The sequence below is a fragment of the Prevotella sp. P6B1 genome, from assembly GCF_000702825.1.
Classification (GTDB): domain Bacteria; phylum Bacteroidota; class Bacteroidia; order Bacteroidales; family Bacteroidaceae; genus Prevotella.
The window spans coordinates 407,104-426,897 of sequence record NZ_JNKF01000012.1 but is presented as its reverse complement, the minus strand read 5'-3'; the positions used below and the strand labels follow the sequence as shown (position 1 = coordinate 426,897).

The following is a 19,794-nucleotide window of genomic DNA, read 5'->3' as shown; positions in this document are numbered from 1 at the left end:
TAAAAATCTACCACTTTTTTCTCGCGCGTATGTAGGTTGTGTTTATACGTCACCATCGTCACCTGTAAAACAGTGTAAATCTCTATGAATCAATAAGTTAAATGACATTATTTAAAAACGTCATTTTTCTAAAAAAGAAAAAAATGGAGGAATTTGAAATCAGATTATATTATAAGAGTGAGTTGATTTGTACTTGTTAAGGCAAGCGAGCCGCAGATAGGTCAGTTTAGGGTTGTCCAAGCGTCATCTTCCACTCGTTCCGCAGTCATCTTCGCATCGTTCCTCAGTCAGCTTGGAGGGGGAAAGTGACTGGACTACGACCGCAAGTTGACTTGCCTTCGAGCCATAGTTGCGTCATGCACGACCCATAGTTGCCCCTATCAGCGAGCAAGCCCCAGAAAGAAACCCAGATCAGGGGCCGGTCTCCTGATCATTCTTTGAGAAAGCCTATACTCTATTCATCCCGCCTCTGCTGGGAGAGAAGTAGCGGATTTTGCATTTCTGCAAACTGTCGGTCGATTCTGGCACCATGCCAGACAGATTAATCTGACCATAGACCGATATCGCTCCAGATAGCAATAATGGAAGCAATAATTTCAGTTTCATTGTAATACAAAAAAATCATTCAATCAAGAAACTAACATCTTCCACATATCTCATACCAAATACACCTCTCCTTACAGTAACAATACATTTACTTCCGTTTGGTTGTAACGCCTTTTTCTGGTTGCACCAAAAAGATGTATTTAAGTTTTCTAATCTTATCTTGACATAGTTATTCCATGATGCCGTCCTTGTCATCGCCCATGTTGTTTTATCAACAACAATCCCTTCATATTTGATCTCAGATCCAATGCATATATATCTATTGGGCAAGAATATTAAAGCAGGTACGATAATTAACAGCCAAATACTCTTATATAAAAATCTAAATGATTTAAATTCTCTTTTATGGACTTTATCTGTAAAACTACGGTTTCTTTCGCTAATTAGCTCATAAACCACATATATTATAATTAATAAAAACTGTAAATACATCCAAGGAATGCAAATCGGCAGTAATGTATTCAAACAGGTTTTCTCAACCCATTTAGTTATAGTAACTACGGCGAAAAGAAACAGAATGTTGGGTAAAATGTCCATCAAAAATGAAACATCCTTTTTTTGTTTATTGTTTTTTTTGTACTCTTTTCTCATTTCGAAATTTTTATTTAGAAAAACGTTCAATAAAACTATTTATTATGTTTGCACTATTCTTCCAATAATTATCCACCTTTTCATTATAGTTATCTTTCTGCTTCTGCAATTTCTTGTTCGCTCTCTGCTGTGCAGACCTAGAATAACGTTTCTGACCAGCTCTTTTATGTTTGATTGCGTTTGGTGGGGTTGCTTTTGTATTTTTGAATTTAAAGTCAGTCATTTGCTTCGATTTTAAACCAGCTCCACCACTAATAGCTGCACTAGTAATTGCTTTCTTGCCCACTTCTTTATAGTCAATATCCTTATAAGACTTTGCTCCACCCTTAACCTGATCAGAAACTTCTTTTACTGCAGAAGAAACCGCTGAAACTGCAACTTTTGCACCTATTCCTTTAAGCGCTGATGCTCCACTTGTAAGTGCACCTTCACCTGCAGCAATAGCAACATTTGTCCAGTTAACATTCTGTGATAAATTATCCATTATAGATAAGTCCATATCATAGTTTTCTATGAACTGAGTCCCCAATTCAACTGTTGCACCAATAATAGCGCCAAGTATCGGACCTTTTCCATCAGGATCTGTTGTATTGCAAGGATTGTCCATACAATAATTATATGGCGTAATTTTATAGAAATTCTCTGCCAATGGATCAATTCTACCCCATCTCGCAAGGATGGGATCATATTGTCTTGCGCCATAGTCGTAAGTATTCAGGCCGTGCATCTTATCGAGTTCCTTGCCATTGTATTTGTAGGGTTGGAAGTCGGGATTGATGGCGGCTGAGGTGTCTGCGTATGGGGCGCCGAAGGGGTAGTAGTTCGTTACCTGTTTCACTGCGCCGCTGGCATTCACTACTTCGCGGATATTTCCTAAATGATCCTGGTTGTAATAGTAGAATGCAAAACTATCTGTCGTTGAGCTTGTGGGCGTTTCCTGAGCGTATCCACCCTCGAACAAGTACTTATCGACCTTCCCGTTCTTGAGGGTAAGGCTGCCGCCAAGCAGATAGTCCGTAGAGTCTGCTTGCAATATCTGCGAAGATGTCAGCTCGGCAGGCTTCACACCCCAGGTTCTGGTGATATTCGGCTTGGCGGTATAGTGAACAGCACGTAGTTTCTTGCCTGATGCGCTATATACATACTTCGTCACGCTGCCGTTGGTGAAGTATATCTGCTTCGGATTGTTGTTCCAGTCGTAGGTGATATAAGCAATACCACGGCTCTTATCAGCCACCAGCGAGCCGTTAGCGTTGTAGATGTAGCCTGAGCCGTTGGCTTTCTTGTACTCAAACGTACCGTTGGTGTTGTTATCAGCTACGCTCTCGGAGACGCTCGCCAGCTGGTTGCCGTCGTACGTGATGGTGAGATTATCCATCGCACCATAGCCGGAAACGGTCTTGCCATTACGGATTATCGAGGTGATGTTCCCGTTATCGTCATAATTTACCTGCTCGCTGTACCTGCCGAAATTTGATGTCAGGGCATTGCCCTCGCTATAGGTACCGCTTGTCAGTCTGTTGGCAGCATCAAGCATCGTCTCGGTCTTAACGTAGTTCGCTGTGTAATTTTGGGCCATGCATATCGCTGGCACAAACAGAAACATAATATGTCTTACCTTTTGTCTCATTGACTGCTTGTTAGAAAGTTACATCATTATATAAGAATCACTCCCTATTAGAGCCTAATAACCTTGGTTTTATTACTTTTGTTTTTCCTTCATTCAAATAATTGAATATACAATAGTAACCATGTTTGTCAAAGCAATAAGCCAAAGTAGTATCATTTTTATATAACATTGTATCTTTGCCTTCTATTACCCAGTATTTCTTTTTAAAATAATCAAAAAGCATACAATTATAGTCGTTTAAGATATCTTTATCTATTTTTATATGGTATGACCAATATAATCGCTCTGAAAGATAATTAGAGCTGTTCAAGAAATCGCTTTCGAATTCTTGATAGTTCACATATAACTTATTATATGATTCTAGCGGTGATTCATAAAGATTTGCAAGCACCCAATTCGGAATCATTAATAAAGAGTCTTTTCCATATAAAATAAAAAAATTCTTCAATTCTGAATCATCCGATATTATTGAATCGCTTTCCATATTCTTTTTCTCCTCATAATAACAAGTCAACCTCTTGCTTGAATTGTTGCATGATAATATACAAGAAAATAGTATCACTGATAGTATAAACTTTCCACTCTTCATTTTTACTTATTTTTATAAAAATCTGCTATTGTTTTGAGGGTCGTTGCATGTCAGAGGACAGTCCCGTGCCAGAGATGTCTGTCGATTCTGGCATAATGCCAGACAGATTCACCTGACCATAGACCGGCATCGCTCCAGATAGCAATAATGGTAATAATAATTTCAGTTTCATATGTAATATATCACTAATGAATATAATAATCACTTCCTTCGCCCCTTCAATCCTGCGCTTCCTCTTCCTGATGAATCACCCAAAAGGTATTATCATCTATCTTCCGAATAAGGAAATTTGCCTTCTCACGAGGTATAGCAACAATTGGTAGTCTGTTTCTAAACACGAATACTGACCCCTCTATTTTTTGCCCATAGTTTGGAAAGTACTCTTTATAACAGACTACTTCATTAAGATGCGAATTGTCTTTTACCTTTTGATTTCTATTTAATATTAGAATTCTGCTGCCAACATCTCCGTACAGCTTTCTAATAACGGGTCCTACCCGTTTCTCCATCTCATCTAAATTACAAGCATTGGTGAAATAGTAAACCGTATCCCATTCTTCTGGATACAAATCCGACAGATTTATTATCGTATCGTTAGCGTAATAACACTCCTTTATCCTTTCATCTATGTCCTTACTACAAGATGAGAACAAGATGAGAGTCGCTGCAATCAACATAGCGCTTAGAAACAAACTGATTCTAATGCAAGGAATTTTGTAATGCTTCATATCTGCGTATTTTATCATTCTCTGGTACAGGACGTTCTGATGGATACATTCCATTATTATCCAATTGATTTAATATATTCATTAATTGTTTGCCCTTGGAAGGGTTAAGCTTTACACGCTTAACTTTATATCCTCCTTTTACCTTTTGGGCTTGATACAATCCTTCGTTCATGTAAACACTAAGAACATCTTTAGCATTCTCGTTCATTTTGGCACCCTTGTTGTTTTCCCCAATAGCTCTACCAATAATGTTATTGTGTAAGTCTACAGACTTGTCTGCATCACCTAAGTTTGGGAAAAAAGTCTGGTTCAAGTCAATATTGGGATTATCTTCGTGAGCATCCCCAACCTGTTTTGCAATATCAGAGCCAAATTCGGATGATATTTGAGCTTGCCATAATGTATGTCTGAAAGCTCCGTTTTCACTACCTCGCTCTTCTTGTTCACCAGGTATAGAACCATAAAGGATATCACCTCTTGTTGCGAAACGAGTAGCATTTGTGCTGATATTAGTAACATTATGACCTGTAATCACAGTCCCTATTCTAATAGCAGCAATAGGATGGCATAATCCAAATAAGAATTTTTCAGGCGTCCCTGTCTCTCTCCCGTCAGGGTCAATAAACTTCACTGGACCATTGTGACAATAATGATAAGGTGTTATATCAGGATTCCTTTCTGCTAGTGGATCCATCCTATCCCATCTGGCAAGTATGGGATCATATTGTCTTGCGCCGTAGTCGTAGGTGATATAGGCGATACCGCGGCTCTTATCTGCCACCAGCGAGCCGTTAGCGTTGTAGATATAACCCGAGCCGTTGGCTTTCTTGCACATGCTAGGGGACAGTCTCGTGACAGGCATTGGTAATGTATTCATTTTATAAACAATTCCTTTATTGAAGAAATAGGGGCAGAAAAAGTGATAGGATTCTCCGTCCCTTGATTCATTCTTTTCGAGATTCTTCATCAATATATTCTAAAATTTTCATTACAGCAATACTGTCCTTTGGCGTTTTTAGTCTTCTTTTCTGAATAAGATCCATAAAAGTCAAAGTATCTCTCGTATCTATAGTAACCACATAAGAATTCCTGTAATCTGCCTTACATTCAAAAATAAGATATTCAACGACATCAAGATTTGTTCTCCGCTCAGCAGATAACAATGGAGTATCATAAAAATCATTATTTGCAGAGAAATTTACATCAGCCCCGGCTTTTACCAAAATTTTAGTTTTCTCCAAACTGGTGAATGCTGCCCGTATTAAAGGAGTTTCATTTGTAGGCGCATATGAAAGCGTCTCATCTTTTTTGACATAGTCGTTAGGATTTCCTCCATGTTCCAACAAATAAATGAGGATATCTGAGCGTATAAAATAGTCAGATGCTATTGCAATAGGCGAAGTTCCATCATAAGTATCGTGAGCGTTTGGGTCAGCGCCGTGGCTTACCAGAAATTTGACAGCATCGAGGTTTGCATTCAATACCGCCCAAGATAAGAGTGTCTCTCCGAATTTTTGCTCTCTAAAATCTATATCTATTTTGTTCTTCTTCATGATCGCTTCTGCCTCTTTAAAGTTGTTCTTGGATATATTCTGTGCAAATTCCCAAGCTTCTATTCCTTTCCATAGTCTGATATCATCCCCAAGGTAGTTATTCTTTTCAGAACAACTAAAGGTTGACAACAATACTAATCCAATAATATATTTAATCCGTTTCATTTTCTCTCCTCCTCCAATTTGCTAATTATATTCATTTTTTTGTAATCAATTTCTCCACCCCTTGAATCCCCAAGGTAAGAACCATCTCTGTAAATTCCTCTTATGGTACCAACCTTTTATTACGAAGATTAAACAAAGGAATAATACGATAAGGCCAAGTACATCAATATACATTGTCTCTTTTTTATAGTATTCCATCGGGCTTAAAAGACTATATGCTGAATATTGCGACATTGGACCTGCACTGTAAGTAACTTCTCTATTTGAGAGAGTCATCAGAAAATAGCCTTTTCCACAAATTCCATATATCACATCATCGTCAACAATCATAGAATCGATATCGCATATAATTACTTCATCTTCTTTCAAGTCTAAAATTCCTTTTGCTGTACCACATATTTCCAAAGCAATATCTGGTCTTATATTTACACGATAATATGAGCCAATAAAATCCTCATTTTTTATAAATGTCATTGATACCGAATAAACAACGATTATAAGAAAAGTCGTAAATATACAGAGAATCGCAGGGGTTCTCCTGATCATATTCAGGAGGCCATTTTCTTTGTTATTACTCGATATTTGTTTCATTTGAATTATCGAATTATCATTTACATGTCACATGTCAGGGGACAGTCCCGTGCCAGAGATGTCAGTCGATTCTGGCACCATGCCAGACAGATTCACCTGACCATAGACCGGCATCGCTCCAGATAGCAATAATGGTAGGAATAATTTCAGTTTCATTTGTAATATATTGTTTGTAATAATCACTTTCTCCGCCCCTTGATTTCTCCTCCCTATTCCAGCCATTTTCTATATAATTCATAGGGGACGGAAGAGGACAGCTTGTTTAAGACAATATGAGTAGAATCATTGGAAAGTAATACCCATAACGTGTCTGGATGATGACTTCCTGGGAAAGCTTTTGCTATACCAAATTCAACGCCATATCTCCCGCTAAAGAAAGCTTTGCAATCTTCTATCTGAATGGAATCAGGTCTTCTGCTAATGATTTTCCAATTACCATATTCTTTCACTTCCCGATTAAGACTTTGAATCTTGCTCTTTTTAAAATCGTATACCGAATATGGAAGTTTAACTTTTCTATTTTGGAATTTGAAGTTCCCCAACAAAGCATAAGATATGCTATTTCGCTCAGCTATCGAAAAACTATTATCAACTGTCGACCAACCTATGATTTTAAATTCTATAGATGATTTGAATTGAATACTATTACTCACAATATAAATTGTGAAAACAAGTATTACTGCTATTGCAATAATAATTGTTCTTTTTACGTCTCTTCTGTTTAGAAGTTTAATTGCCGTTTTAATAATAGGCTTAATCATCAGTTATCTCCTTGTTGATACCATAAATTCATGATAGAAGGGCTCACAAAAACAATCTAAACAAGCCTCAATATCGTTTTAATGCTTTTAAATTATTGTGGCTTTTGAGCTGCAAATACTTTATTTAACTCTTTCTCCAATTTACCTTTCTTCTGTAATTTCAGATAGTTCTCCAGTAAATCAACCTTGCCAGTCAACTCACTATTTGGCACATAGAACTGAAGCAGAATGTCGATAGCATAGTTGAAATGCTTCTCGTCAAGTTCCTTCATGTTATCTTCCAGACAATAATAGCTATACGAGGCAAGATAAGCCACAAAGTAAGCCAAGGTCTTTTCTGAGGTGGCTAACGAAGCTGTCTCTTCTCCTACAGGGATGTTCACATCGGCACTGGCTTCTGTCCAGTTAATGATATACTGTGCAGCCTGATTAATCTGAGGGGCACTTATCTTATGAGTAAGATAGTACTGGATACACTTCATGGCATCAGAGTTGTGATCCCTACAAATGGCATCGCTTGTAAATTTGATAGGTTCTGGAAGATCAACGATACCGTCGGCCTTCTCTTTTTTTAGTTTCTCGATTGTTTTTTCTGTTTCTTGAGCTCTTTTCTGGTCATCAATAGCCAAATAGTATTTTTGAAGGAATGGCAGCTCGTCGATGTATTCGTCAGAATGCTTTCCCAGTACATTCCTAATGACATTCAGTGCTCGTAACTCATGTTTCAAGGCTTCCTGATGATCTCCGTTATAATGGCATGATTCTGCCATGCGCATCAGAATAATGGCGAGGTCATAATCGTTTCGGTTCAACTGCTCATAAATGGTCAGTGCCTTCCTGCAGTTTTCTTTTGCCTTGGCATACTCCTCAAATGAAATCTGATAGAGGGAGAGGTTATCAAGATAGAAGGCATACATTGAGTTGCTGTTACTGATATTATCCCCATATAGTTGTATTGCTTTCTCTATGGTGTCTGCTGCTTTTTGTGGTTGTTTGTCCCTAAAATACAGTTTTGCAGAGAATGCCAACTCTTTGATATAAGAAGAGTCTTTCTCGCTGTATAGAGATTTAAGAATAAACAACTCGCGCTCTTTGGCCTTGATGGCGTCTGCGTATCTTTGTTGGTTCATCAGTTTAATGGTGAGTGAGTCTAACTTATCTGCCTGTTGCCTGGTTATTTCGTCATTCTGAGCCCCTGCGGCAAGATAAAACGCCATTGTAATGAGTGTTAACAATAGTCTGTACATCGTTGTAATAATAAAGTTTCTGAAGTATTTGTATATAATAATGTGAATGATTGGTATTTGTTGAGTTATACCACATCCACCACGGTTAAGACATGGCCTGCAACCTTGAAGCGGATGTCGAATCTGAGGAAAGGCATGCCGTAGATGCGGTCGGGATCATCGTGGTAACGGGGACGAGGATCTTGCTCGAGGGTGGCGATGAGCGAGGCTATCTGGTCGGCAGGGATGCGGGCTGCCAGCGTATCGGGAAGCTCTACCTGAAGGGGCTGCCACTCGGTCTGATCGACAAAGCCACTGCGGGCTTCGGGATGGGCATCGGCATAGGCCACATAGGGTTTGATGTCGTAGATAGGTGTGCCATCCATCAGGTCGGCACCACGCACGTAGATGACGGGACCAAGTTTGGGGTCGTTCTCCACACGGTCGAGGCGCACGCACGACAAACCGAGGTTGTTGGGACGGAATGGTGAGCGGGTGGCAAAGACACCCATGCGCTGGTTGCCGCCTAAACGGGGCGGACGAACGGTGAGGCTCTTCTCAGCATCGCGGTTGGCCGAGAACTCCCATACTATCCACAGGTAGTCGAAGGCTTCGATGCCGCGTACAGCATCGATCTGACGGTATGCCGGGGCCAGGATGATACGCCCCGTCAGATCGGGTACTAATCCGCTCTGACGAGGAATACCAAACTTTGTGGGAAATGGCGATTCGAAATGGGCTATGGGTTGTATCTCCATGCTTTAATCCTGGAATTGGAATACAAAGTCTTCGAGTGTACAGATCGACTTGTTCTTGGTCTTTGACTTGAAGACGAAGTAGAGGGCATGCTTGCCGGCGAGGTATTTCTCTTTGGCTTCGTTAGTGATGCCTGCTGCCGCCGCATAGGTTTCGTTCATCATGTCGGCCTTCAGTTCCAGCTGCCCGATCTTCTTACCGCCTTGTGAGGCCCAAGGACGGTCGAGCATAATGTCGATCGTACCGTCGATACCCTCTGGAACGAGGTTGATACAGAGGAATAGATTGGCTTTGTTGGCCAGACGTTTGGCGTCGAAGTTGAAGTACTTATAGCCAACAATAGAACCATCGGTATTGTTAACCACGCGGTTGGTGTTGTTCTTGATGCTATAGGGCTCGTCGAAGTTTGAGTCGGTGCCATAGCCTGCCTCGACATACGAACCCGAGAAGATGTTGTTGGGATACTCGTGAACGACGGGCTTGGGGCCAGTGAGCCAGCAGGCGATACCTGCGGAATGGCGCTCGAAGGGATCGAGGCCGTTCAGTGAGAAACCATTGCTGTTATACTCACCCTCGCTGATCTCTACCTTACCGCCCTTGCCGGGTTCTACTAACACCTGGATTGGGGCCACCATAGCCTGACGGGCATATTCGTTGGTGCCGGTCTGACGGTGGTAGAACACGTACCACTGACCATTGATCTCGCAGATGGAGCCATGGGTGTTGCCGTGGGGAACAGCAGAGGCAATGGTGTCGCCCTTTTCATTCACCTCGCGGCCACGACCGTCGATGATAGTGCCGCCATAGGTCCAGGGACCCAGCGGCTGGTCGCTATAGGCATAGGCCAGGGTGTAATTGGTGGCAGGCAAGCCAAACTCGCCCTCCTCGCTGATACGACTATAGATGAACACGTACTTATCCTGGATCTTGCGGAGGCTCGATGCCTCAAAGAATCTGAATACCCCCTCTTCCTTGCTGCTTGAAATCATGCCGTCGATGATTTGGGTGCCGGGTTTGACGGTGCACATGGTCGAAGGATCGATCTCGGCAGCATAAGAATGCTCGAAGCCCCAATAGCCGTACACACGACCATCGTCGTCGACAAACACTGCGGGGTCGAAACCATAGACGCCCTCAACCTGGTTGGGATTGTTCTCCTTCCAGTTGCATACCTCGAAAGGACCGTCGGGGCGCTTGCTCTTGGCTATCAGCGCATTGCGACCGCCTGTCTGGTCGTTGGGGAAGAGGTAATAGGTGTTCTGACCTGTGGTGTCGGTGGCACAGGCAACATCTGGGGCAAACAGTACGTCGGCAGTGCCGGCAGAATCGAAGGCTTCGCCACGGGCGTTCTTGTTGACCATGAGAATGATACCGTCGTAGCGCCAATGATTGAGATCATCGACCGATGCCGACCATACCACCTGGTCGCGGCCGCAATACATATCCTTCAGATTGTCGTGCGAACCATAGATGTACACACGTTTCTTGCCAGGATTGTCGGGATCGTCGAACACGTAAGGCTCGCCATCGGGGATGTGCTCCCACAGGGGCAGATAGGGGTTGCCTACGGTGCTGAGCGTAGTAACTTCTTGAACAGGCGCAACAGCAGCTTTCTGGTTGCACGATGTGGCGAACAGCGTGCAGCATACTGCGCCAAGGGTCAGTTTCAGTACATTTGTCTTCATCTGTTTAATAATCTTAGGTTGATAACTTGCGTGCAAAAATACAAAAAAAGTTTGAAAGTGTGTATCACATAACAGATTTTTTCGTATATTCGCACCATAGTTACGCTAATTTAAAACATAAACGCTTATGAAAGTAGGAATTCCAAAGGAAATCAAGAACAATGAGAACCGTGTGGGTATGACCCCAGCGGGAGTAGCCGAACTGACACGTCGTGGCCATGAGGTGAGTGTACAACACACGGCAGGCGATGGGAGCGGCTTCAGCGACGACGACTATGTGAAGGCCGGCGCACGCATCCTGCCAACTATCGAGGCGGTGTATCGCGAGTGCGACATGATAGTGAAGGTGAAGGAGCCGATTGAGCCCGAGTATGAGTTGGTAAGGCCCGGTCAGTTGCTGTTTACCTATTTCCACTTTGCCTGTGAAAAGGAATTGACAGAGGCGATGCTGAAGAGCAAGGCGGTATGTCTGGCTTATGAAACGGTGCAGTTGCCTAACGGTTCGCTGCCGTTGCTGCAACCTATGAGTGAGGTGGCAGGACGTATGGCTACGCTGAATGGTGCCTACTATCTGCAGAAGACCAAGGGCGGCAAGGGCAAGCTGATTAGTGGCGTGCCTGGTGTAAGTCCTGCCAAGGTGTTGGTGCTTGGCGGTGGTGTGGTAGGTGAGGCTGCTGCACTGATGGCTGCCGGACTGGGTGCCGACGTGACCATTGCTGACATCTCGTTACCCCGACTGCGCCAGCTCGACATCGAGACGCCCGCCAACGTGCATACCTTGTATTCGTCGGAACATAACATCCGACAGATGTTGCCTACGGTGGATATCGTAGTGGGTAGTGTACTGGTGCCAGGCGACAAGACGCCACACCTGATTACACGCGACATGCTACGCTTGATGGAACCGGGTACCGTTTTGGTGGATGTGGCTATCGACCAAGGTGGCTGCTTTGAGACATCGCACCCCACCACGCATAGTGAGCCGGTATATACCGAAGAAGGTATTGTACACTATTGCGTGGCCAATATCCCGGGCGCTGTGCCTAACACTTCGACACTCGCTCTTACCAACGCCACGCTGCGCTATGCTATAGCTTTGGCCGACAAGGGCTGGCAGCAGGCTTGTAAGGACGATCCTGCACTGGCCAAGGGTCTGAACATCGTTGAAGGCAAGGTGACATTCAAGGCTGTAGCCGATGTGTTCGGTTTGCCGTACGAACCCATAGCATAAAAAATAAAACCTCCGCCAACTGGCGGAGGTTCTTATTTAGAAGTGTCGAATAATCGATTATCCGAGCTTGCCGTCTGAACCGAGTACGTTCACAATCTTGTGGATGTACATCTTCTTCATGTTCTCGCGAGCGGGCTTCAGGTACTGGCGAGGATCGAAGTGATCGGGGTGCTCAGCCAGGTACTGACGGATAGCAGCAGTCATAGCCAGACGAGAGTCAGAGTCGATGTTGATCTTGCAAACAGCGCTCTTAGAAGCCTCGCGGAGCTGCTCCTCGGGGATACCTACAGCGTCGGGCAGGTTACCACCGAACTTGTTGATGGTGTCAACCTCGTCCTGAGGAACTGAAGATGATCCGTGGAGAACGATGGGGAATCCAGGAAGCTTAGCCTCGATCTCGTGCAGAACGTCGAATGCGAGTGGGGGAGGAACGAGCTTACCAGTCTTGGGGTCACGTGTGCACTGCTCGGGCTTGAACTTGTAAGCACCGTGTGAAGTACCGATAGAGATAGCCAGAGAGTCGCAACCTGTGCGTGTAGCGAAGTCGATAACCTCCTCAGGCTTGGTGTAGTGAGACTCCTCAGCTACAACCTCGTCCTCAACACCAGCCAGAACGCCGAGCTCAGCCTCAACAGTTACATCGTACTGGTGAGCGTAGTCAACAACCTTCTTGGTCAGGGCGATGTTCTCCTCGTAGGGCAGTGAAGAACCATCGATCATAACGCTAGAGAAGCCCATGTCGATACAATCCTTGCAGAGCTCGAAGCTATCACCGTGGTCGAGGTGAAGAACAATCTCAGGATGCTCGCATCCCAGCTCCTTAGCATACTCTACAGCACCCTCAGCCATGTAACGCAGAATAGTAGCGTTAGCATAGTTACGAGCACCCTTAGAAACCTGCATGATAACAGGTGACTTGGTCTCAACAGCAGCCTGTACGATAGCCTGCATCTGCTCCATGGTGTTGAAGTTGAAAGCGGGGATAGCGTAGCCACCAGCTACTGCCTTCTTGAACATCTCGCGAGTATTCACGAGTCCTAATTCCTTGTAATTAACCATAATATCTAAAAGTTTAAATGAATAATTGCCACTTTAACGCCTGCAAAGGTACAAAAAAAAGTAAAAAGGTAAAGAAGTAAAAGGGTAAAAGTTACTAATGAGTTCTTATTTTATCACTTTTTTACTTTTCTTCCCTTCTACTTTTTTACCTTTTGTAAAACGCAGTTAGCAATCTTATACCAGCGTATGCTCGTCGAAATACTTCTGAACGTCATCCTTATAGTTGTCAGAAATAGGTATCTGGACACCGTTGAACACAATGTGGAAACGCTCTACAGTAGGCGTTTCGGTCATGTGAACGATGAACGAGCGGTGGGTACGCAGGAACTCGGGCTTGGGCAGATACTCCTCAAGCTTTTTCATCGACATGAGCGACATGACTTTCTCATCGTTTTTCATGTAGAAGCGGACATAGTCCTTCAGACCTTCGATATACAGAATGTCGTCGAGACATACGCGCTGCAGCTTATAGTCGCTCTTGACAAACATGAAGCGGTCGCGGCGATACACGTCCTGCTTGTTAGAGATACTAAACCACTCGAGCGCCTTGTCGGTTGATTTCAGAAAATCGTCGAACGAGATAGGTTTGAGCAGATAGTCGAGTGCCTTAACCTTAAATCCCTCGATGGCGTACTGAGGGAATGCCGTGGTAAAGATTACCTTGGTTTCTCTTGGTAGGATCTTGGCAAACTCAATGCCGCTCAGTTCGGGCATCTGAATGTCGAGAAACAGTAACTGGACTGGGTTTTCACGTAGGTTTTTCATCGCCTCAATGGCGCTGTTGTAAGTACCTTCAAGACTCAGGTAGGGAGTCTTTTTGGCGTAACTCTCCAGCAGACCTGCTGCCAGAGGCTCATCGTCGATAATGGCACATGTAATCATCATAAATAAATATGTATAGTTGAAGTGTAAATTTTCTGATCCTTGGATACGCCTTTCTCCCAGGTATAACATCCGGGATAGGACAGCTCGAGTCGGCGTTGTACCTGACTGAGTCCGATACCGTGACCGCTGCGGTCCTCATGCGTCTTGGGATGGTAAGAGTTCTCTATCTGACACATAATCTCATGCTCAGTAGCTGTGATGCTGATATGTACGAAGCTGGGCTCGGTGGGACTGACACCATGCTTAAATGCATTCTCGATCAGTGAGATGAAGATAAGTGGGGCAACCTTGATGCTGGGCAGTGCTACCTGACGGTGGAACGTTACCTCAACATTCTGTGCTAAGCGAATCTTCATCAAGTTGATGTAATTCTCGATAAATGTCATCTCGTCGGTCAGCGTTACTTCGCGCTCCTGATTATCATAGAGCAGGTGGCGCAGCATTTTCGAGAGCTGTTGGATAGCATCCTGAGCGCGCGATTGGTCAATGGCAGTCAGGGCGTAGATGTTATTCAGTGTATTTAGCAGGAAGTGGGGGTTGATCTGTGAGCGCAGATTCTTCAGCTCGCTTTGGACACGTGCTGTCTCTGATTCCCTCAGCTTCTGTTCGGCTGTAACCCATTTGCGTGCCAAGGCCAGTGCGGTGGAACCACCAGCAAAGATGCAGAAGTTCAGACCCTCGCGCAGGATGTTGGTCACATCGTTAATCGCGTCGTCGAAACGCAGGTGTACACCGAAGATGTCATTGGTAAAGCCGGTCCAATAGTGAAGTGTGATACTAAATACTGTAATCATTGCCACGTTGATGAGAAGGTCGTAGCGATGTTTGCCTGCCACGAAGAGCTTAGGCGCCAGATATAAATAGTTCAGATAGAATACTATCATCAGCATTGCTGGCTGCATGCAATACATCAGGTACTGCAAAAACTTGATTCCTGTGCCTCTCCAGTATGTAAGAGGCGACAGGAACATAAATGCCCAAAGGGCTACATGGCATAAGCCTGCTAAATGTTTATTCATAATTTTTTAGTTATTCATGACGGATGGCTTCTATAGGATCCATATTTGCTGCCTTCTGGGCTGGGATATAGCCAAACAGAACGCCGATAAACACACAAACCAGGAATGATACGTAGATACTCCAGGCTGGTACGCTCGATGGCATGCCGAAAGAGGCTACAAACGTGCTGGCTCCAACCCCCACTATCACACCTATCAGTCCTCCTGTGACGGATATCAGAACCGACTCGATGAGGAACTGCAATGAGATGACAGGACCTGTGGCACCTACTGCCATGCGCAAGCCAATCTCCTTGGTGCGCTCGGTAACCGATACCAGCATGATATTCATGATGCCGATACCTGCTACAAGCAGTGAGAAGGCTGCTGCTACCACCAGAATGATGGTTACGGTGTCCATGGTACTCGACATGGTTTCCATCATCTCGGCTTGTGAACGGATGGTGAAATCATCGTCGGCATCATCTTTCAGTTTGTGATTGCCGCGCAGAATCTGAGTAAGTTCCTCAATAGCTGCATCAGAGAGCTCTTCGGTAACGGCCGAGCAGACAATGCTTGAGAAATAGGTCTGGGCGGCTATGCGCTTCATGACTGTAGTGTAAGGCGCAATAATCACATTATCCTGGTCCATGCCCCACGAGTTGTAACCTTTTGACTTGAGTACACCGATGATACGCATGGGGATTGACTTGAATCGGATTGTCTTTCCAATAGGGTCGACATTATCGCCAAACAGTTCCTTGACGATGGTGGCACCTACCACACAGACCTTAGCGGCCTTCTTGATGTCCTCTTCGGTGAAACATTCGCCTTCCTCGATGGTCCACAGACGGATGTCGAGATAGTCGATAGATTCACCATACATCGAGGCGTTAGTGTTTTTGCTGCCATAGATGGCCTGACCGCTGGCGGTAACCTCGGGCGATACCTTGGTGACAAAGCGCTTCTCGCGAATGATACGCTCATAATCAGCCATCTTCAGAGTCTGCATGCTCGACGGGTCTTGGCGCACACCACCTCGCATATCAGCACCCGGACGGATAGTGAGCAGGTTGGTGCCCATCGTTGATAGTTCGGCTCGGATGCTCTCCTTTGAGCCTTGGCCGATGCTCATCATGATGATGACTGCTGCCACACCGATGATGATACCCAGCATGGATAGGAACGAGCGCATCTTATTGTTCGCTACGGCCTTCAGACTTACTTTAAACAGATTCAGTATATTCATTATTCACTATTCACTAATCACTATTTACTAATCAATCATCCTGTGGAGCTGGCAACTGCGCCAGCGCTTCGGCTGCCGACTTGATATTGGTATTGATGGTGTCCTCGCGAATCTTGCCGTCGCGCAGATTGATGTTACGGCTCGAATACTCGGCGATTTCAGGGTTGTGGGTCACAAAGATAATGGTGTGCCCCTGACGGTAGAGCTCCTGAAAAAGCACCAGCATCTCAAATGAGGTACGTGTGTCGAGGTTACCAGTAGCCTCGTCGGCTAATAGTACAGCAGGGTCGTTAACCAGGGCGCGGGCAATAGCTACACGCTGCATCTGACCACCCGACATCTGGTTCGACTTGTGGTACATACGGTCCTCCAATCCAACAGCCTTCAGGGCTTCCATCGCCTTCTGGCGGCGTTCTGCTGCAGAAATCTCTGAGTTATACATCAGCGGCAACTCTACGTTCTCAAGAGCTGTGGTCTTGGGCAGCAGGTTGTAGTTCTGGAACACGAATCCAATCTTGCGATTACGCAGTTTGGCGCGCTGTATCTTCGACATGGTGCGAACAGCGACACCATCCAGCAGATATTCGCCGCTGGTGGGCGTGTCGAGACAACCCAACTGATTCAAGAGGGTTGACTTTCCTGAGCCCGATGTGCCCTGAATGGTCACGAACTCGCCCTCGTAGATCTTGAACGAGACACCGCGCAAGGCTTTCACCGTCTCACTGCCTACCTGGAAGTAACGCTTCACATTCTGCAGTTCGATGACTACTTTCTTATCTTCTTCCATATTATCTCTTTGGGGCTCCGCCACCATTTTGACCACTCTTGTTGTTATTGTTTCTTGGGCGTGGCATGAATGGGTTACCAGCCTGCTGTTGTTCGGTTTCGGCAGCACCACCACTGATGTTGAAGTCTGATAAAACCTCTGTACCCTCCTTGATGCTACTGATTATCTCGGTCATCATACCATTGGTAGTGCCGATCTCTACTTTGTGGGCTTTAAATACTGTTCCCTCCTTGGTCCATAGCTTGTGGTCGCCCTCGCAGTCCTCGATGGTCTCTCCCTTCTGGAGGAAGGCCTCGTTGGGCTGGAAGCGTAGCGCCTTGGCGGGGACTGCCAGCACATCGTTCTTCTCGAGTGTGAAGATGGTCACATTGGCAGTCAGACCAGGTTTCAGTTTTAAATCTGCATTAGGCGCAGAGATAACAACCTCGTAGGTCACTACATTACTCTCTGTGGTAGCCTGCTGGCGCACCTGAGTGACACGTCCCTCGAACTGATCATCGGGGAAAGCATCGACAGTGAAGCTAACACGCTGACCTTCCTTTACACCACCTATGTCGGCCTCGTCGATATCGGCAATCACACGCATGTCAGTCAGATCCTGAGCGATGACAAACAGCTCTGGTGTATTGAAAGATGCTGCCACGGTCTGGCCCTCTTCAACAGATTTTGAGAGGATGACACCATCGATAGGTGATGTAATGGTGGCATAACCTAAGTTGGTCTGTGCTTTCTGTACATTCTCTTTCGATGAGTTTACCTGCTCCTTGGCCTGCAGATACTGCAGTTTGGCACTCTCGTATTCGTCGGCGCTTACCAATCCCTTTTCGTGCAGTTCCTTATACCTATTATAATTAGCTAACTGGTAATTGAGCGAACTCTGTGCGCTACTCAGGTTGGCCTTGGCGGTATTCAATTCGCTGATCAGATTGGTACGGTCGAGTTCGGCAATCACCTGACCCTTCTTGACAACCGAGTTGTAGTCGACATACAGATGACTGACGATACCACTAACCTGAGTACCTACCGTTACACTTGTCACTGGCTCGATGGTGCCAGTAGCGGTAATACTGGTCTGGATGTTGGTCTTTTCTACCTTGGCGGTGTCGAAGGTAATTTTCTCATCCTTTTTACCTCCTGTGCATTTTACCAATGCTACAATGATGATGGCGGCCACAACGCCAATGCCTATCCATCCTTTTTTACCGATTTTTTTCATATGTCTTATCACTATTCACTTTTCACTATTCACTAATCACTATTCACTATTTTACTTCTCCTGTTTCGTAGAACTTCAACATCTGCTGGTTGTAGATGGTCTGGTACTTAGACTGCAGCTGGTTCTGCTGAGCCGACAGGAGATTGTCCTTCCCAGTCATCAGTTCTACAATATTCTTTAATCCCAGTCGGAACTGTTCCGACAATAGATCATAGCTTTGCTGCTCGCTTTCGACCGTAGCGCTGGCTGCACGATACTTCTGTTGGTTGGTCTGGGCGTTCAGCCAATATTCCTGTATGGTGGAGTAGAGGGTCTTCTGTTGATCCAATAAGTCTAATTGTGCTGACTGCTGCTGGATTTTGGCTTTGTTGACAGAAGTCTTGGTTGAGCGACCATCGAAGATGGGGACACTGACCGATACACCTGCCATGGCATCGAAGTTGGTCTTTATCTGTTTTCCCCAGCCATTGGAACTCAACGAATTGGTGCTGGTGCCGAAACTTCCTGATACACTCAGTGTGGGTAACCATCCGGCTTTGGCGATACTCAGGTTGACGTCGCTGCTCTTGATGGCTAACTTTGAACGTTCTATCTCCGGACGATTGGTTAAAGCCTGTTCATAGACTCTTTGTAGTGAGGGCACCTCTTTCATCACCATGGCATCGGTAATCTCGGGGATGGCCACATCAAACTCTGTCTCGTCGGTTATTTCCAACAGTTGTTTCAGTTGGAGCTTGTAGTTGAGCAGTTGGCTGCGTGTCTCTACGATGTTGTACTCGTCGGTAGCACGCTGGGCGGTTAGCTGGGCCAGATCGGCCTTCGACATCTTACCCACGTTAACCATTTCGCGACCGCGCTCCTCGTTTTTCTTGGCGGTTTCCAGCATTTGCTCGTTTACCTTGACATTCTCGTCGAGATATAGTATCTGGGTATATATCTGTGCGATGCGCTCCTGAATAGAGTTGGCTGTCTCTTGGGTCTGTAGCTCTGCCTGCTCTTCGGCTATCTGATTCAGCTTAACGGTGTTGGTATTGCGCCCGCCATTCCACACTGTCCATTGGGCGTTGATGGCATACGAACCATTATAGTAGGTCTTGTCGACCTTGGTGTTCACCATACCGTTGGTTACGGTAGATACACCCGAATCCTTCCATGGCTGATAACCAATGCTCTGGTTGGTCGAGGCGTTCACAGTAGGCAGTAGCGCACCTTTCGAACCTTTCAGGTCTTCGGTAGCGCTCTGTTTCTGCAGTTTTGATTTCTGCAAGGTGATGTTATTCTCCATTGCGTAGTCAATACATTCCTGCATAGTCCATTTTTTCTGAGCCGATGCTGTGATTGCCAGCAGGGCCAGACCTAATACTATAGCTCTTTTCTTCATCTTAATCATATTTGATTTCGTCGGCAAAGGTACGAAGTTTATCGATAAGTTCCAAATTTTTTATACAAATAATTGACGGTTAGTAGATTATAACCGCCAATTAGTCG

20 protein-coding genes are annotated in these 19,794 nt (G+C 45.0%); 1 reads left to right on the top strand and 19 read right to left on the bottom strand.

Going from position 1 to position 19,794, the window contains the following annotated elements:
- Positions 1–621: 621 nt before the first annotated feature.
- The 12 genes from T495_RS0108635 to T495_RS14920 form a co-directional block, all read right to left on the bottom strand.
- Positions 622–1,197, bottom strand: coding sequence for a hypothetical protein (locus tag T495_RS0108635; RefSeq protein ID WP_033148339.1), 576 nt, complete (start codon positions 1,195–1,197; stop codon positions 622–624).
- Positions 1,198–1,207: 10 nt separating this feature from the next.
- Positions 1,208–2,776 (bottom strand): RHS repeat domain-containing protein, encoded by a 1,569-nt coding sequence (locus T495_RS15220; RefSeq protein WP_051651950.1) that lies wholly within the window; start codon positions 2,774–2,776, stop codon positions 1,208–1,210.
- A gap of 88 nt (positions 2,777–2,864) precedes the next feature.
- Positions 2,865–3,311 carry a hypothetical protein gene (locus T495_RS0108625; RefSeq protein ID WP_155993549.1) on the bottom strand — a complete coding sequence of 149 codons (447 nt, stop codon included), beginning with the start codon at positions 3,309–3,311 and terminating at the stop codon, positions 2,865–2,867.
- Positions 3,312–3,634: 323 nt separating this feature from the next.
- Positions 3,635–4,144, bottom strand: a complete 510-nt coding sequence (locus tag T495_RS0108620; protein WP_155993548.1) for a hypothetical protein — start codon at positions 4,142–4,144, stop codon at positions 3,635–3,637.
- Positions 4,116–5,111 carry an RHS repeat domain-containing protein gene (locus tag T495_RS0108615; protein ID WP_033148336.1) on the bottom strand — a complete coding sequence of 332 codons (996 nt, stop codon included), beginning with the start codon at positions 5,109–5,111 and terminating at the stop codon, positions 4,116–4,118. Before T495_RS0108615 ends, T495_RS0108620 begins: the two co-directional genes overlap by 29 nt.
- A complete protein-coding gene (locus T495_RS0108610) occupies positions 5,089–5,862 on the bottom strand; it encodes an ankyrin repeat domain-containing protein (protein WP_033148335.1) in 774 nt (257 codons plus the stop codon). The genes T495_RS0108615 and T495_RS0108610 overlap by 23 nt, the downstream gene beginning before the upstream one ends.
- Before the next feature lie 45 nt (positions 5,863–5,907).
- Entirely contained in the window at positions 5,908–6,453 is a 546-nt protein-coding gene (locus T495_RS0108605) for a hypothetical protein (RefSeq protein ID WP_155993546.1), read from the bottom strand.
- Positions 6,454–6,514: 61 nt separating this feature from the next.
- Complete coding sequence (locus T495_RS0108600) at positions 6,515–6,691, bottom strand: hypothetical protein (protein ID WP_155993544.1); 177 nt, start codon at positions 6,689–6,691, stop codon at positions 6,515–6,517.
- Positions 6,663–7,214 (bottom strand): hypothetical protein, encoded by a 552-nt coding sequence (locus tag T495_RS0108595; RefSeq protein ID WP_033148332.1) that lies wholly within the window; start codon positions 7,212–7,214, stop codon positions 6,663–6,665. Before T495_RS0108595 ends, T495_RS0108600 begins: the two co-directional genes overlap by 29 nt.
- A gap of 92 nt (positions 7,215–7,306) precedes the next feature.
- Complete coding sequence (locus T495_RS0108590) at positions 7,307–8,461, bottom strand: tetratricopeptide repeat protein (protein ID WP_197020367.1); 1,155 nt, start codon at positions 8,459–8,461, stop codon at positions 7,307–7,309.
- 65 nt (positions 8,462–8,526) lie between these two features.
- A complete protein-coding gene (gene tsaA / locus T495_RS0108585; protein WP_033148330.1) occupies positions 8,527–9,198 on the bottom strand; it encodes a tRNA (N6-threonylcarbamoyladenosine(37)-N6)-methyltransferase TrmO in 672 nt (223 codons plus the stop codon).
- 3 nt (positions 9,199–9,201) lie between these two features.
- On the bottom strand, positions 9,202–10,881 hold the full coding sequence (locus tag T495_RS14920) for a family 43 glycosylhydrolase (protein ID WP_155949968.1): 1,680 nt from the start codon (positions 10,879–10,881) through the stop codon (positions 9,202–9,204).
- Positions 10,882–11,008: 127 nt separating this feature from the next.
- Between T495_RS14920 and ald the strand changes: the two genes are divergently transcribed.
- Positions 11,009–12,112, top strand: a complete 1,104-nt coding sequence (gene ald, locus T495_RS0108575) for an alanine dehydrogenase (RefSeq protein ID WP_028902050.1) — start codon at positions 11,009–11,011, stop codon at positions 12,110–12,112.
- A gap of 57 nt (positions 12,113–12,169) precedes the next feature.
- Here ald and T495_RS0108570 read toward each other — a convergent pair whose 3' ends face one another.
- The 7 genes from T495_RS0108570 to T495_RS0108540 form a co-directional block, all read right to left on the bottom strand.
- The gene (locus T495_RS0108570) at positions 12,170–13,171 is read right to left on the bottom strand and encodes a class II fructose-bisphosphate aldolase (RefSeq protein WP_028902051.1); all 1,002 of its coding nucleotides are present in this window, start codon (positions 13,169–13,171) and stop codon (positions 12,170–12,172) included.
- 174 nt (positions 13,172–13,345) lie between these two features.
- Entirely contained in the window at positions 13,346–14,056 is a 711-nt protein-coding gene (locus T495_RS0108565) for a LytTR family DNA-binding domain-containing protein (protein WP_028902052.1), read from the bottom strand.
- On the bottom strand, positions 14,053–15,075 hold the full coding sequence (locus T495_RS0108560) for a sensor histidine kinase (RefSeq protein ID WP_033148329.1): 1,023 nt from the start codon (positions 15,073–15,075) through the stop codon (positions 14,053–14,055). Before T495_RS0108560 ends, T495_RS0108565 begins: the two co-directional genes overlap by 4 nt.
- A gap of 10 nt (positions 15,076–15,085) precedes the next feature.
- Positions 15,086–16,303, bottom strand: coding sequence for an ABC transporter permease (locus T495_RS0108555; RefSeq protein WP_028902054.1), 1,218 nt, complete (start codon positions 16,301–16,303; stop codon positions 15,086–15,088).
- A 31-nt stretch (positions 16,304–16,334) separates the two neighbouring features.
- On the bottom strand, positions 16,335–17,090 hold the full coding sequence (locus T495_RS0108550) for an ABC transporter ATP-binding protein (protein WP_028902055.1): 756 nt from the start codon (positions 17,088–17,090) through the stop codon (positions 16,335–16,337).
- 1 nt (position 17,091) lies between these two features.
- Entirely contained in the window at positions 17,092–18,306 is a 1,215-nt protein-coding gene (locus T495_RS0108545; protein WP_033148328.1) for an efflux RND transporter periplasmic adaptor subunit, read from the bottom strand.
- Between the two features lie 46 nt (positions 18,307–18,352).
- Positions 18,353–19,687 (bottom strand): TolC family protein, encoded by a 1,335-nt coding sequence (locus T495_RS0108540; RefSeq protein ID WP_028902057.1) that lies wholly within the window; start codon positions 19,685–19,687, stop codon positions 18,353–18,355.
- Between the last annotated feature and the right edge of the window lie 107 nt (positions 19,688–19,794).

Excerpts from the sequence above, each read along its gene's own strand:
- T495_RS0108545 (WP_033148328.1), bottom strand. The coding sequence starts at position 18,306 with ATGAAAAAAATCGGTAAAAAAGGATGGATAGGCATTGGCGTTGTGGCC.
- T495_RS0108555 (WP_028902054.1), bottom strand. The coding sequence starts at position 16,303 with ATGAATATACTGAATCTGTTTAAAGTAAGTCTGAAGGCCGTAGCGAAC.
- T495_RS0108565 (WP_028902052.1), bottom strand. The coding sequence starts at position 14,056 with ATGATGATTACATGTGCCATTATCGACGATGAGCCTCTGGCAGCAGGT.
- T495_RS0108570 (WP_028902051.1), bottom strand. The coding sequence starts at position 13,171 with ATGGTTAATTACAAGGAATTAGGACTCGTGAATACTCGCGAGATGTTC.
- T495_RS0108625 (WP_155993549.1), bottom strand. The coding sequence starts at position 3,311 with ATGGAAAGCGATTCAATAATATCGGATGATTCAGAATTGAAGAATTTT.
- T495_RS0108620 (WP_155993548.1), bottom strand. The coding sequence starts at position 4,144 with ATGAAGCATTACAAAATTCCTTGCATTAGAATCAGTTTGTTTCTAAGC.
- ald (WP_028902050.1), top strand. The coding sequence starts at position 11,009 with ATGAAAGTAGGAATTCCAAAGGAAATCAAGAACAATGAGAACCGTGTG.
- T495_RS0108590 (WP_197020367.1), bottom strand. The coding sequence starts at position 8,461 with ATGTACAGACTATTGTTAACACTCATTACAATGGCGTTTTATCTTGCC.
- T495_RS0108560 (WP_033148329.1), bottom strand. The coding sequence starts at position 15,075 with ATGAATAAACATTTAGCAGGCTTATGCCATGTAGCCCTTTGGGCATTT.
- T495_RS0108600 (WP_155993544.1), bottom strand. The coding sequence starts at position 6,691 with ATGAATTATATAGAAAATGGCTGGAATAGGGAGGAGAAATCAAGGGGC.
- T495_RS0108550 (WP_028902055.1), bottom strand. The coding sequence starts at position 17,090 with ATGGAAGAAGATAAGAAAGTAGTCATCGAACTGCAGAATGTGAAGCGT.
- T495_RS0108595 (WP_033148332.1), bottom strand. The coding sequence starts at position 7,214 with ATGATTAAGCCTATTATTAAAACGGCAATTAAACTTCTAAACAGAAGA.
- T495_RS0108610 (WP_033148335.1), bottom strand. The coding sequence starts at position 5,862 with ATGAAACGGATTAAATATATTATTGGATTAGTATTGTTGTCAACCTTT.
- T495_RS14920 (WP_155949968.1), bottom strand. The coding sequence starts at position 10,881 with ATGAAGACAAATGTACTGAAACTGACCCTTGGCGCAGTATGCTGCACG.
- tsaA (WP_033148330.1), bottom strand. The coding sequence starts at position 9,198 with ATGGAGATACAACCCATAGCCCATTTCGAATCGCCATTTCCCACAAAG.
- T495_RS0108540 (WP_028902057.1), bottom strand. The coding sequence starts at position 19,687 with ATGAAGAAAAGAGCTATAGTATTAGGTCTGGCCCTGCTGGCAATCACA.
- T495_RS0108605 (WP_155993546.1), bottom strand. The coding sequence starts at position 6,453 with ATGAAACAAATATCGAGTAATAACAAAGAAAATGGCCTCCTGAATATG.
- T495_RS0108615 (WP_033148336.1), bottom strand. The coding sequence starts at position 5,111 with ATGAAGAATCTCGAAAAGAATGAATCAAGGGACGGAGAATCCTATCAC.
- T495_RS0108635 (WP_033148339.1), bottom strand. The coding sequence starts at position 1,197 with ATGAGAAAAGAGTACAAAAAAAACAATAAACAAAAAAAGGATGTTTCA.
- T495_RS15220 (WP_051651950.1), bottom strand. The coding sequence starts at position 2,776 with ATGGCCCAAAATTACACAGCGAACTACGTTAAGACCGAGACGATGCTT.